Source organism: Bacillus sp. K2I17, assembly GCF_002209985.1.
GTDB classification, from domain to species: Bacteria; Bacillota; Bacilli; order Bacillales; family Bacillaceae_G; genus Bacillus_A; species Bacillus_A wiedmannii.
In genome coordinates, this window is record NZ_NJGF01000067.1 from 1 (window position 1) to 12,754 (window position 12,754).

Annotated in this window: 23 protein-coding genes; all 23 read left to right on the forward strand. The window is 31.2% G+C overall.

Going from position 1 to position 12,754, the window contains the following annotated elements; translation table 11 throughout:
* The first annotated feature begins 525 nt into the window (after window positions 1-525).
* On the forward strand, window positions 526-666 hold the full coding sequence (locus CER22_RS33345; RefSeq protein WP_000006947.1) for a hypothetical protein: 141 nt from the start codon (window positions 526-528) through the stop codon (window positions 664-666).
* A complete protein-coding gene (locus tag CER22_RS29500) occupies window positions 666-860 on the forward strand; it encodes a hypothetical protein (protein ID WP_000522256.1) in 195 nt (64 codons plus the stop codon). Before CER22_RS33345 ends, CER22_RS29500 begins: the two co-directional genes overlap by 1 nt.
* A gap of 17 nt (window positions 861-877) precedes the next feature.
* Window positions 878-1,060 carry a hypothetical protein gene (locus CER22_RS29505; protein WP_001002023.1) on the forward strand — a complete coding sequence of 61 codons (183 nt, stop codon included), beginning with the start codon at window positions 878-880 and terminating at the stop codon, window positions 1,058-1,060.
* A 399-nt stretch (window positions 1,061-1,459) separates the two neighbouring features.
* Complete coding sequence (locus CER22_RS33350) at window positions 1,460-1,630, forward strand: hypothetical protein (RefSeq protein WP_179211952.1); 171 nt, start codon at window positions 1,460-1,462, stop codon at window positions 1,628-1,630.
* Window positions 1,627-3,060, forward strand: a complete 1,434-nt coding sequence (locus CER22_RS29510) for a hypothetical protein (RefSeq protein WP_088610318.1) — start codon at window positions 1,627-1,629, stop codon at window positions 3,058-3,060. Before CER22_RS33350 ends, CER22_RS29510 begins: the two co-directional genes overlap by 4 nt.
* Before the next feature lie 155 nt (window positions 3,061-3,215).
* A complete protein-coding gene (locus tag CER22_RS29515) occupies window positions 3,216-3,662 on the forward strand; it encodes a hypothetical protein (protein WP_000128634.1) in 447 nt (148 codons plus the stop codon).
* Window positions 3,663-3,669: 7 nt separating this feature from the next.
* Entirely contained in the window at window positions 3,670-3,933 is a 264-nt protein-coding gene (locus CER22_RS29520; protein ID WP_088610319.1) for a hypothetical protein, read from the forward strand.
* Window positions 3,934-4,161: 228 nt separating this feature from the next.
* Window positions 4,162-4,314: a hypothetical protein gene (locus CER22_RS33355; protein ID WP_179211953.1), complete on the forward strand. Its 153-nt coding sequence runs from the start codon at window positions 4,162-4,164 to the stop codon at window positions 4,312-4,314.
* A gap of 125 nt (window positions 4,315-4,439) precedes the next feature.
* On the forward strand, window positions 4,440-4,787 hold the full coding sequence (locus tag CER22_RS29525) for a hypothetical protein (protein WP_256943759.1): 348 nt from the start codon (window positions 4,440-4,442) through the stop codon (window positions 4,785-4,787).
* Window positions 4,788-4,800: 13 nt separating this feature from the next.
* Window positions 4,801-4,983 carry a hypothetical protein gene (locus tag CER22_RS29530; protein WP_088610320.1) on the forward strand — a complete coding sequence of 61 codons (183 nt, stop codon included), beginning with the start codon at window positions 4,801-4,803 and terminating at the stop codon, window positions 4,981-4,983.
* Window positions 4,949-5,428 carry a hypothetical protein gene (locus CER22_RS29535; RefSeq protein WP_256943760.1) on the forward strand — a complete coding sequence of 160 codons (480 nt, stop codon included), beginning with the start codon at window positions 4,949-4,951 and terminating at the stop codon, window positions 5,426-5,428. Before CER22_RS29530 ends, CER22_RS29535 begins: the two co-directional genes overlap by 35 nt.
* Window positions 5,428-6,057, forward strand: a complete 630-nt coding sequence (locus CER22_RS29540; protein WP_088610322.1) for a hypothetical protein — start codon at window positions 5,428-5,430, stop codon at window positions 6,055-6,057. The genes CER22_RS29535 and CER22_RS29540 overlap by 1 nt, the downstream gene beginning before the upstream one ends.
* A 77-nt stretch (window positions 6,058-6,134) precedes the next feature.
* The gene (locus CER22_RS33360) at window positions 6,135-6,296 is read left to right on the forward strand and encodes a hypothetical protein (RefSeq protein ID WP_179211954.1); all 162 of its coding nucleotides are present in this window, start codon (window positions 6,135-6,137) and stop codon (window positions 6,294-6,296) included.
* A 12-nt stretch (window positions 6,297-6,308) separates the two neighbouring features.
* Complete coding sequence (locus CER22_RS29545; protein ID WP_088610323.1) at window positions 6,309-6,494, forward strand: hypothetical protein; 186 nt, start codon at window positions 6,309-6,311, stop codon at window positions 6,492-6,494.
* A 310-nt stretch (window positions 6,495-6,804) separates the two neighbouring features.
* A complete protein-coding gene (locus tag CER22_RS29550; protein ID WP_179211955.1) occupies window positions 6,805-8,220 on the forward strand; it encodes a fibronectin type III domain-containing protein in 1,416 nt (471 codons plus the stop codon).
* Window positions 8,221-8,558: 338 nt separating this feature from the next.
* Entirely contained in the window at window positions 8,559-8,765 is a 207-nt protein-coding gene (locus tag CER22_RS29560) for a hypothetical protein (protein ID WP_088610325.1), read from the forward strand.
* Between the two features lie 381 nt (window positions 8,766-9,146).
* Window positions 9,147-9,383 (forward strand): hypothetical protein, encoded by a 237-nt coding sequence (locus CER22_RS29565; protein ID WP_088610326.1) that lies wholly within the window; start codon window positions 9,147-9,149, stop codon window positions 9,381-9,383.
* Window positions 9,384-9,499: 116 nt separating this feature from the next.
* A complete protein-coding gene (locus tag CER22_RS29570) occupies window positions 9,500-9,715 on the forward strand; it encodes a hypothetical protein (RefSeq protein ID WP_088610327.1) in 216 nt (71 codons plus the stop codon).
* Window positions 9,716-9,801: 86 nt separating this feature from the next.
* The gene (locus CER22_RS29575) at window positions 9,802-10,047 is read left to right on the forward strand and encodes a hypothetical protein (protein ID WP_088610328.1); all 246 of its coding nucleotides are present in this window, start codon (window positions 9,802-9,804) and stop codon (window positions 10,045-10,047) included.
* 27 nt (window positions 10,048-10,074) lie between these two features.
* Window positions 10,075-11,292, forward strand: coding sequence for a replication initiation factor domain-containing protein (locus CER22_RS29580; RefSeq protein WP_256943761.1), 1,218 nt, complete (start codon window positions 10,075-10,077; stop codon window positions 11,290-11,292).
* A gap of 233 nt (window positions 11,293-11,525) precedes the next feature.
* Window positions 11,526-12,101, forward strand: a complete 576-nt coding sequence (locus CER22_RS29585; protein ID WP_256943762.1) for a hypothetical protein — start codon at window positions 11,526-11,528, stop codon at window positions 12,099-12,101.
* Between the two features lie 124 nt (window positions 12,102-12,225).
* Window positions 12,226-12,384 (forward strand): hypothetical protein, encoded by a 159-nt coding sequence (locus CER22_RS33365; RefSeq protein WP_000532852.1) that lies wholly within the window; start codon window positions 12,226-12,228, stop codon window positions 12,382-12,384.
* Window positions 12,385-12,513: 129 nt separating this feature from the next.
* Window positions 12,514-12,754, forward strand: a 241-nt coding sequence (locus CER22_RS29590) for a hypothetical protein (protein WP_088610330.1), incomplete at its 3' end; no start/stop codon positions are given.

Below are 12,754 nucleotides of genomic sequence, written 5' to 3' on the forward strand. Positions count from 1 at the left end.
AAACAAAAATGGGAACACCTATTAAGGCGAATGTTTCTATTAATGCTTATCAAAATAAAGCGTATTTTAAATTGATTGATATAGCGTAATAACGTTATATAAAGACAAAAAAATGAATGTTAAAGAATCTTTGAATGAAATATTTCAAAATTATGTTGTAGAAACGACAGAAGGCACCTTTCAGGTGTTTAAAAGCTTTTCTTATGGCGAGATGGCAATATCTTTTCTACTATTGACTATTATTGTTTTGTACGTAATGAAATGGATATGGGAGGTTGTCAGATGATTGAGTTATTCTCAATGTATTCGTATCTGGGACTTCCTATAGTGATCTTAGTTTTAGGTTGTGCATTTATACGCTTTGGTAAGGAGTTGCTAAAGATATGAATGATTCAATCTTTTCACATGCAGTAGTATGGCTGTTTAGTAATTCTAGTTTTGTAAAATACCTTACTGGTATTACTAGTTTTATAGCCCTCCTTATAGTGTTGCTTTATCTATATAAAAGATGGGGGGAATAACTTTGTGAGTTTTGATTTACCAATTAATCAAGTTATTCGTTACGCCTATAATACTTTTGCTAGTGCGGATGCAGTTTTGTACCTATGGATTGGTGCAAGTTTTGCAGCGTTCACGCTTGGTAAAATTTTAGGAGTTGTAAGGTAATGGGCTTATTTGATCGTTTTAGTGATAAGATGCCTAAATCAAGTTTTACTGTAGAACAATCACATATGGGTACTCTGTTTAGAGAGTTTGGATATGCTTGGTATACCTTTAAACCTTATGTAATTGTGCTTTTAGGATGTGCTTTTGCATTCTTTGTAATGAGAAAATATAAAAATCAATATGCAGATGATTGATCTAGGAGGAAATAATAGTGAATGAAGGACAAATGGTGTTAGCGGAAGGAATACCGGCAGTAAATTTAAAATACGATTTAGCAGATGTTGCTACATCTACGGGTAACTGGATTAGTTCAGAATGGTTAGCGGCGGCGTTTGCTATTGGTATTCCATTAAGCTTCTATGTAATCCGAAACCTAAAAAGTATTTTCGCTTAATACAATGCGCTTAGTTTAATAGTAGAAGAGATTTCCTATATAAAAACAGGGGAAGGGAGTATTTTTCCCTTTCCTTTTTTATTAGATTTGGAGTGTTTGTTTTATGGATATATTTTTAGATTATATTCGTATAGTTTTCTCTAATGCAGTAGTGAATTTTGTTCACCTTACTTTCATTACTATTTGTATGCTATTGATTTGGAGAAAGGATTTGAATTGAATTGAATTTTATAATTTTTATGTTTTCTATAACAATACTTTTTCTTGGAATGTTTGGATGTTATTTAGGTTTTATAACACTTTTGATAGAGCTTAAAGGTATTAAAGAAGAAAAAAGGCAAGGGAATATATGTTTAAAAAAATAGCAATTATATTTTTATGAGATTTGGAGTGATTTGAATGGATTTGACTAATGTTGCACTTAATGTTGCCGGTATTTGCGTAATTATTATTTTGATTTCTGTGACTGTTTTTTTCTGTTCGTTAATTTATATAGGTACAAGAGATATGTTTGATAAATATAAACATGATAAGAAGAAACTTTATAAAAGAGATTTTAGAGAATCATGATCAAGAAAATAGCAATTATACTTTTTTCGTTTTTAGTTTTTGTAGTGACCTCTATACCTCGTGTATATGCTGATGGTCCTAGTTTTACTCTCTTGGGTAGTAAAGGCGTCCAAATTGAAAATAAAGGACTTATAGGTGGTAAATATAGCCTTGTTTTAAAAGTTATTGATGCAGATAAAATAGTTAAATTCCAGTTATCAGAACTGATGCTTGTTAGTGATTGTTCGTTTAATGTCGGAAAGAAAAAATGGACAAGACCTGGTCAAGAAAAAAATGAGTTTGAGATTAATTGGGATGCAAATGGTACATATGCATTTTACATTTTCTACAACGGGAAAGTTAAAGGTTATGTACGTTTTAAATTAACAGGATTATCAAAAGATGGCGTAGGTGAAGGTACTACACCATATACGGGAGATATGGCTAAGTACTATGAACTACCAACGGAAAACTTTGATCCAAATGATTATGCGGATTATGACAATAAACATGATGGGATTTGTACAAATGAAAGAGTACCTGATAAACCACATGGTTCTGGAGATGTAGAAGAGCCAAAAGATGATAATAACAATGGTGGAGATGGTAATACAGGTAATAACGGTAGTAATGAGAAGTTAGATAAAGCTTTAGAAGATATAAACAATGCTTTGAAAAATATTGAAACTTCTAGTAAGAATACAGCAAATAATACGAAAGATATTGCTGATTCTAATAAAGAAATAGCAAAAAACACAAAAGATATTGCTGATAATACAAAAGGGATTAAGGATGCCGTTGATACTATAAACGATACGTTACGTGAAATTTTAGATGAAATGAAACCCACAACAGAGGTTGTAATAGATGAATTGAAAAAGCCGGATTTAATTAGACCACAAGATGAAAATCAAAAGTTTGAAGATAAGAATGAATATTTTAAAGAAGGAAAAGAAGAAAAAGTTCCGACAGATGCTTTACCTGATGCACCTGATCCAAAGCCTTGGAAAGATGATAATGGCAATGAAATGAAACAGGAAGATAAATCTGAGAAGGATAAGCCTACGGAAAAGGACAAGCCTACAGAGAAGGATAAAACTCCTGATAAAGATAAACCGTCTGAGAAGGATAAGACACCTGATAGGGATAAGCCTACTGAGAAGGACAAGCCATCTAGTAAGGATAAACCATCTGAGAAAGATAAGACACCTGATAGAGATAAGCCTACAGAGAAGGATAAGCCATCAGGTAAGGATAAAACACCTGATAGAGATGGAACACCTTCTAGAGATAAGACACCTGATAGAGATGGGCCATCAAGTAGAGATAAGACGCCTGATAGAGATAGACCTTCAGGTAAAGATGGAGTTCCAGAAAGAGAGCAACCTGTAGGAAGAGATCCTGTTATGAGTAGAGATCCGTTTCTTACAAGAGATCCTGTTCTAAAGTAAGGAGTGTTTGAATGTTAACGATTAATGATATTTTCAATGTTTTAAAGTTGTGTTTGGATTATTCCGATACAACTATATATGTATGTTTTGTTGTAATGTTGACGTTTGCTATCTGTATTAAGTTTAAAGACATTATAACTTGGAGTTACTAAGTTATGACTGATGCTATTTTAAATGGTTTAAGTAAAGTCGGTAATGGTCTTGTAAGTGGATTTAAAGCGACGATGGAGTTTTTAGCAAAGCCATTAGGATATTTATTAGAGTTTTTAGAATGTATTTTTTACTTTTTTGCTTGTCTGTTCAAAGTTGTTGTATTGATCGTAAAGATATTTACGGCTTTATTCCAGTTCTTTTGGGCTACGGCTACAAGTGTTATAAAAACTTTGCTTATGTGGATTGGAGTTACGCCTAGCGGTAAGGTGTATTTGCCACATGAAGCCCAAAATGGTTTTCAAGTCGTCATTGATAAATTAATGCCTACAGGGATAATGACTACAGTTCCAATGGTTGCTACAGCCTTTTTATGGTTGTTCTTCGGTATGAAAGTGTTCTCCTTATATGGCGGTAGCATGGGGTTTAATTTCCCTGAGAGAAGGAAATAGGTGTGTTATGAAGTTTGTTATTGATACTATTTTTAGTCCGATTTTTGGTTGGTTAAATCAAATGTTTAACGCAATTATGAAGCTAACTGTACCAGCATCACATCCAATTAATCCAAATTCGTTTTTTAAGGCGTTTGCGATGCTTGGAAACGGTTGGGTCATATTTGTAAGTACCGCTTGTGTATTAGCAGCCACTTACGGAATTTTGTTTGTTGTAATGGCGTTTAAACATGGTGTGATCGAATTTAAAGTGTTCGTGAAATGGTGGTAGTTAAATGGATATATCTAATTTAAGTCTTGAAGATTTATGGTTTCATATATTGGTTGTTGGTATTCCGGTATGTTTTATTATTTACGCTTTTCTTGTTAATTTTTTTGATAAGGAGTAGATAAAATGGAAATGTTTAATGTGAGTCCTGGTATTGCTATTTTTGGTGGTTTTGTTACTGGTTTAGTTGCTTTATTTATATATAACAAGGTTACAGGAGAGTGAATTTATATGACACGTAAAAAGTGTAAAGAGTGTAAGGGTAGAGGTTTTGTTTTTATAACTGTTCCTGATGTTAAGTTTAAATCTATTTATAATTATTCGATTTGTGATACTGGTGAAAAAGCTCAATGTATGAAGTGTTTTGGAAAAGGTGTGAAGTAAATGAATACTAACGTATTTAGTGTGTTTTTTACAATCGGTGGATCAGTAGGATTAGGTCTGTTTTTGTTCCTAGTACTTCCAACATTTTTAATATATAGAAGAATGAGTAAGTAAGTGAGGTATAGATGATGTTTAAGAAAAAAGGTCAACCTTTTAGTAATCATAAAGCATTTGTTATTCGTGATGATGTTATGTATGTAGAACGTGTTAAATGTGCTGATAGTGATGTAGTAGAGACGGAGACAGCCATTTATAAAACGGATGATGCAAAACGCTATTATAACGAAACTGAGGGAGGTATAGCGTATGTGTTTAATGTTGATATTCCTAGCAAAGTAGAAGCTGAGAATTTAAAAACGTTGAGACGTGCAACTACGATCAAAAATATTTTTAAATATGATACGGAAAAATCTTTTGATTTTAAAGAAATGATTCCTTGGGCCATTGTAGTTCTTACTTTATTACTTAAATAGTTGAGGTGATTGTATGTTTAAAACTATTAATTTGTGGGATTTTAGTAAATCGAGTAATTATTTTCATTTTGCTAAGGTTTCTAAGGAAATGTTAGCTAGTTCTAATAAAAACGATCGTATTGTAGGTGCAAAAATAAGAGATATTTTAGAAAGAGAGGGATATGTTTTTGGAAACGATAGACCAACAGTTATGTAAAGAGGAATTTCCTAATTTAACAAAAGAGCAAATTGCTGACATGCTTTATCAAGCGGATCATACTCCAGTTCAAGAGGTTATGGTGTCTGATTTCTATGAAGAAGAAGATGAAGAAGTTGAAAATAATGAAATGCTTGAGTTGTTGCATTTTATGCAACAGAATGGTGTACCACTTAAAAACGAACAAGTACAAGCGATGTTTTTAATGCAAGAAATGGGTGTTGGAGATATTGCGAAATTTATGGTTGATATGAAACCAAAAGTTACACCATTCCAAAGATTCTTCGAATTAATTAACAAAATTACGCTTGCTGATCGTATTAAAGGTAATGCTAAATTATCTGGTTTAATCAAAGCGCAAGTTGCTAGTGCTAATGGTGTAATGCCGGAGATGAGTAAACATATGAGAGAACAACAAAGAATACAAAGGGATGTGAACAGATAGTGTATGTTTGGACGTATACAGGTTTAATGGGAAACGGTAAAACTTTAGGAATGGTTCTTGAAGCTGTAATGTATCAACAAAAAACTGGTTGTACATTGTATTCCAATTTTGGTGTGAAAGGTGCTAAACCTTTTAAATCGTTTAATGATTTTTTAAATATTGCTAAAGAACCATCGAGCGTTTTATTACTAGATGAATGTCATACAGATATAGATAGCCGAAATTCTCTTTCTAATGCGGCGAAATATTGGTCGCATATGGCTTTCTATTTACGGAAAATGCGTTGTACGTTGATGTTAACGACTCCTATATTTAGTAATGTTGATAGTCGTTTTAGGGATGTAACGTCTGTTTTTGTACCTGTTAGAAAGGATAAAGAATATTTTTATTATCCAATAGTAGATAATCAATCAGGAATATTGTTGAAAACAAAAAAGATGAAGAAAAAACACGCTTTTAAGTTAGCTGGCGATGTATTTGAAACACATTCTATGGTTGTTCCTATTGAATATCCGGCAAATAAAAATGAATATGAATCTTTATTGAGTCAATTAAGGGAAATAAATGATGAGTATTATACGACAAAATTAAAATTACAAAGGTTGAGAGATTCAAAAAAAGCGATATAACATATGCGTTAGCACGAAATGCACACACGCCCTAGCGGGTGGGCATGAGCGTTTAATGTTAAGGGGATGATTGAAACATGAAAAATAGTTTTATTGTGGAGCAATCAATAAAAAATATGTGTGCTGAAATTGATAGTTTGAAGGAGAAATTAAAACATTTGGGTATAGATCCAAGGGATTATTACAAGGTGATTGATAGTTTAACAGTGGTTCGTTTGCATTTGGATAGTATGCGTTGAGGGGTGAATGTTGTGATTGGTAGTAAAAGAGTGAAGAGACAAGTAGAAGGTACTCTACAGGCGTTTGAATCATGTATGAGTCAAATTAGAAGGTTAGATAAGAAATATGAGTTCACAGAACAAGAAAAACTAGAATTAGATAGATTTGAATATCAGCTGAAAAATTTAAGTGAAGAATTAAGCAAGGATATGAATTGATTTTAATCTTTCCCCTTACTTTTGGGGTTGGAAGGCTGGCTTTAAAAGAAAACGTGATTGTTAAGAAGTAGGGTCAGGAATATGGACGTTAGGAAAGCGATTAGGCGCTTATAATTGCTAGAACAAGCCGATTAGCGTAAATCCTACTTTTGGGTATATTCGGCTTGGCAATAAGCCCAAAAGCGCCTAAAAATGTTTTACAAGGACGTAACGAAGTGAAGAAAGTGGAGATTTTTCAGTGTAGCGTTTTGAAAAATACTACTTGGTTCCTTGTTAAATATTTAGCTAAATGGAGGTAGAGGTGTAATAGTTGCAAATTAAGAAGTGTTTTATGATGTTTTCGTTAATGATGATCATGTGTTTATCTGTTTTACCTACTTTTACGAGTGCAGCGGTTGTTGATTTGTTAGAAGGTAAAACAGGTGTAATTGAAAATACAGGTAAAGAATTTAAAAATATGAGTGATGGTAATGCTAGTACGTGGGATAGTGTTTTTACAGATGAACCTATTATGTTTGATTTGGGCGATGTCTATACGATTGATAGATACACAACTAATGAAACAAGGGGAACTAACTCTTATAATTCGGCTAGTTTAAAAATTATATTTTATGATTCTAATCGTAGAATCATAAAAGAATATAGAAAATTTGATTTTACAGAAAAAGTGGATAATGTCCGATATGTTTCTTATCAATATAGATATGTAAATGCATTGCGTGTCTATGAATTTAAGGTCTATGGGACGAGTGATAAGGTTACGAATATAACGAATTTAGAAGGGCATTCAGAGGTGAATAAGATTTCTTTTTCTTGGGAGAATACAGATTCATCTAAGTTTGCAGGTGTGAAAATTTATCAGGATAATAGATATTTAACTACTGTTGATAAATCTTTGAATTCTTATGTTGTTGATGGTTTGAAGGCTGATACACCTTATGTTTTTAAATTTACATCATTAGATTCTAATGGATTTGAAACGGATGGAGTCACGAAAACTTTTAGAACTCAAGTTGATCCTAAGACAATTCCTCCTGGTCCAGTTTCATCCTTTACGGCTGAAGCGTCTGATAAAACTGTAAAATTGGTTTGGAAAAAGCCTAAAGATGAGGATTTAGCAGGTTTTAAAATTTTTCAAGATGGAAAAAGAATAGCTGAAATTGGTTTAGAAGAAGAATTTACAGTGAAAAATCTTGAACCATTAACGGAATATAATTTTGGTGTAGTTGCAGTAGATAAGGATAAAAATGATTCATCATCTGTTAATTTGTCTGTAAAGACTTTAGAAGAGAATGATGAAGAGCCGCCACATGTTCCGGCTAATGTGTTTGCTAAGCCTTCTAACGGTGCTTTAATCGCTTCTTGGGACAAAGTATCTGATAAAGATTTAGCAGGATATAACGTCTATTTAGACGGTAAAAAGATTAATAGTAATTTGATTTTGTCTACTAATTTTACGATTAAAAATTTAGAGAATGATAGAAAGTATAAAGTACAAGTTCAAGCGGTTGACCGTTCGGGAAATGCGAGTGAATTGAGTTCACCTGTTTTTGGTACACCTGATATTAATACAATTCCTCTAGTTGAGAGTAAATATAATCTTCAAGATGTATCTGATGGTGTCGGGAATCAGTTTTGGCAACTATGGCCATTCTTAGCGTGGTACTTAGGTATTCCACTATCATTTTATGTTATTTATAAGTTTAAACAAGTTTACTTGCCGTGATGATCGTTGTGTGATTCATGGCTTCATTTAAAAAATAAGCGAGGTGAGAAGATTATGGCGATTGCAGGTATTGTTATAGGTTGTGCAATTTTATTTTTCATGAATCGTAAAGCTTCTAACTAATTAGAATTAGGGTGATTATATGATGACATTTTATTTTGTTATGTGTGTGTTTTCTGTAGTTTATTTAATTAAAAGAGTTACAAATAAGTTTAGAGAAATTATTTTTGTTAGTTTTAAGCCTGTGCTTTTAGTTTCGATTGTCATGGAATCGTTTATAGGTACTATGATGATTTGTCTTGTTTACATGTCGTATAAAGCGATTTAGGGGGATTTAAATGATAATTACTAGTGCTTTATTTAGTGTGTTTCGATTACCTTTATTGATTTTGGGTATTTTGTTTATATTTTTAATTACTTTGGTATTAATGAAACGAATGGTTGTTGGTAAATCAACTTATACAGGTTCTTCTGGTAGTAAGAATTCGATGGATGTTGCAATGTTTTCATCTATTACAAGTAGTAGTGATGCCGGAAGGGATTGAAGAAGTTGATCTTATTTGAAATTGTAGTGTTACTTCTTTATCCAATTACTGTTTATTTGTTATTAAATCGGATTATGTTATTTGTTAGTGCTTATAAAATTTCTAAGTTTAAGAGAGTGAATCTAGATGGATAATGTGATTATTTATGGTTTTTGGTGTATATCATTGTATTGTTTTTATAAAGCGATAAAAGAAACTATATCAAAGGAAGCTGTATCGGAATGAGTAATTATATTCCTTCGAATGAAGAGTTTTTTATGAAGTCTAAGTTTTTACCTTATGTGATAAGAAAGCCTGAATATGGGCTTCTTATAGCCTCTGTAGGCTTTGTTCTTTTGATGTTGTTTTTGTTCTATAAACGTAGAAAGGATAAGTGATATTGTGTTTGCTGAATTTAAATATAGTGGCAGAAAATTATGGGAATTAATTGTTGATATATGTTGCGTAGCTTTTGTTATTTATTTTATGGTGATAAATTTACCAAAAACAAATTTGAGTAATTTTAATATGTTTTTAGTTACTTTGTTATCTGTGGTTATGATGTATTTTTGTTTTGGTGTTATTAGACCGTTTTTAGATAGATTAGTGATGAATAGTAGAAAAGAAAAAATCAAATAATAGATTTACAACCCTTTGTTTTTATTTATCTTAAAAAAATAATAACAAGGGGTTGTTTTTGTATATACAAAATGATATTATGTTTACATAAGTTAAGTAAACGGAGGTTGATTTGTATGACTGTTGTAAAAGAAGAAAAGAAAATTAGAGGTTTTCGTTTTTCTGATAAAGAGATCGAATTAATAGATGAGTTAGTAGATATTGAGAATGATAAGCGCATGACTATTGCTAAAGAGCATGATTTGGTTTTTAAATCGTTAAATCGTACAAGTTTTCTTCTTTCATTGGTTAATGAAAAGAAACGTTATTATGAGAAATTAGGAGAGTTATAAGAGGTTCTTTCTTAACTAGTTAATATTAATAAGGTATAGAGTCCCACTTTTTATAAAACTATTTATTTTGATAGGAGATTGATAATATGAAGAATTGTGGTTTTGAAGAAGTTGGTAGATGGTGTGAAGATAAAAATATTAAATTAGTAAAAATTAGTGATGAAGTATTTGCGTTGAATGGTTGGGATGGTGATTCTTATACCGATTCTTGGAAATGTATAGGTGAGCTTCATATGGATGCTAGTAAAGAAAGATTTGATATTATTCCTCGTTATTTTCATGTAAGTAGTGATATTGTTCTTTTAAGTTATCAAGTTGAAAAAATAAATTAAATATTTTGGGGTTAGTAGGTGTTTTTTGTGTCTAATTCGAAGGAAGATTTCCAGTTACGAACTGTGGAACCCCCGTCTAGTAACACGGGGGTTCCCGGCTGTTTCGATATCTACACTATCCCTTGCCTAGACTGGGTTCAAGTCACTTTTAAATCTGTACAGAATTCACAAGAAAATGCGAGGAAAATTATTAATAAAATTTCTAGTTTTTTCGGTATTGATGATTTCTTATTTGAACATTTTGATGAAGGTCTACATGGGTATAAAAAATCGTATAAATTTTTAGGTCAAAATACTTTCCAGTTATTATTTGATGCACCTTCTAATATGGGTATTCATTTAATACTTACTGGATCTATGTTGAAAATGCTTCGTTCTGATTATGGGACAAGTGATATTAGATTGTTAAAATTTTTGTCTTCTATTTCTAAAGAATTTCATTTTTCACGTGTTGATGTTGCTAAAGATGATACGAGTGGTAGTGTATCGATTAAAAAGATTGCTAGATATATTAAAGATGGTAATCTAACTACTAGATTTAGAGGTGGTCATCAAATTAAAAAATTTAAATTAGTTGGTGAAGAAGAAGAAGATAAATTGCAATATGTTCCTGATGGTGAAACGTGGTATTTGGGTTCTCGTTCAGGTACACAATTTCGTTTTTATGATAAAAAGGCTCAAATGAATGCTAATGATTTATTGCATTGGACTCGTTGTGAATTACAACTTGTTGATGATGCGGCCACGAATTTTGTAAAGAATGTTATTGTTTTGGACAAGCCTAAATTTGAGAAGTTTTGTTATTCAGTTTTTCTTACATATGTTGATTTTAAAAAAACTACTGGTGCGAAGCATATGAAAAATCGTGATTCGGCTAAGTTTTGGGCTGATTTTTTAGATAGTACGGTAGAAAAAGTAAAATTAGGTTCTCGTAAAAAGAAAAAATCGTTAGATGATGTCAATCCTAATGTATTGTGGGAAAAATTATTAGATGGAGATGTTGATTATTATTTTGAATCTATGAGTCAAAATGAAAAAGATAAGTTTGATAAGTGGTTTTATGAACAAATATCATCCGTTTTATATTTGAGAGCTTTAAAACATGAAGAAGGTGTTGAAGAATTTTATAAAAAGTTGATTCATTGGGGTGAAACGAGAGTGGATCAGAAGAAAGTTGAAGCTGTGGGTATTCAATTACTTATGTCGGAACGTTTGAAGAAGATAAAAGAAAAAGAATCACTTTAGTAATGGCGTTACCAAAGAGATTCTCCAGACAAAAAAATGATTATTAAAGAATGTACTTGTATTATACAGTTAAAGAATAATATCGTCTATTTTCGAAAGTCATATAACAATATGACTTTTTTCTTTTGTATTTCTGATTTTAATCGGAAATACTTCTGAAATTAATATGATTTTAATGTGATTATATTGATTGGATGATATTATTGATGTAAGAGAATTGTTTGATTGGGGGAGTGAAATTGAAAGTTATTGATGTTATTAATGCGGTTAAAAACAAGGAAAAGATAGAAGATATTGCAGAGAGTTTAGGTACTAGTAAAAGTACTTTAGGTAAAAAAATTAAATCTTTAGGTTATATTTACAGTAATTCATTGAAGTATTATGAGTATTCCGGAGAAGAATCAGAAAAAAATAAGATAGATAATATGTTAATGTCCGAAGTAATTAAAAGGAAAGGTGTAAAAAAGTCTGAACAATTGCAGACTAATAGAGGAAAAAAAGAAGAAGTAAAAAAGGATGATGGTTTAAAAGAAAAAAGTATGTTAGAAGAACAGGTTTTAACAAGTGATGAAATAGAAAGTTTAAAAAAATTGGCTAAAGTATATAAGAGTTCTCGTATTAATTTGTTTATAGAATTGGCGTATCTTCCTTATGAAGGTGATAAAGTAAAGAAATCTATATCAGTTGATTCTGATTTGTATTTGGATTTTGAGCGATTTGCTGAGAAGTTTGAAAAAAAGGGGATATCAAAAAATCAATTATTAGAGTTAGCTATGTATGATTTTATGAAGAAAAATCGTTATGAATGAGAGCCTAGGCTCTCATTTTTTGTTTATTATGGATATGTGCATGAAAACGTTAACTATAGTTAATGTTAAAATGTCAATGTGTAAATGTAGGATATACAGGTAAAATTTTGTAGAGGTGTTAATAATGGGAAGAAAACGGATTGATCCTAGTGAGAAAAAAGTAAAAATAACTGGAATTGCTATAAAACAAAAATATATTGATTTGGTTAAGAAAGAAGAGAATTCATCGCAGTTTGTAGAGGATGCTATTGTAGAACATTTGAAGAAAAATAATAAAATTTAATTTTTTTTTGGAAATATCTTGTTTTCTGTTCCCTTTTTTTGCTATAATCAGAACGTAAAATCTTCTCCCAGAATGAGTGTTCGATTTTACGTTCTATTTTTTCATAAAATTTTAAAGGAGTGTAATTTTATGCCAAAGGCAATTATTGAAGGACAATACTTGAGTTCAAGTATTAAAAAATCTAATTTTAATGGTGTTGAAAAATCATTTGTACAATTGGATGTTTATCAGCCGGAGAGTACTGATAATGAAAAAACAGTTGTTATCAAGTGTGATGATTTAGAGGTTTTAAATAAGTTTAAAGAAACAAAAATGGGAACACCTATTAAGGCGAATGTTTCTATTAATGCTTATCAAAATAAAGCGTATT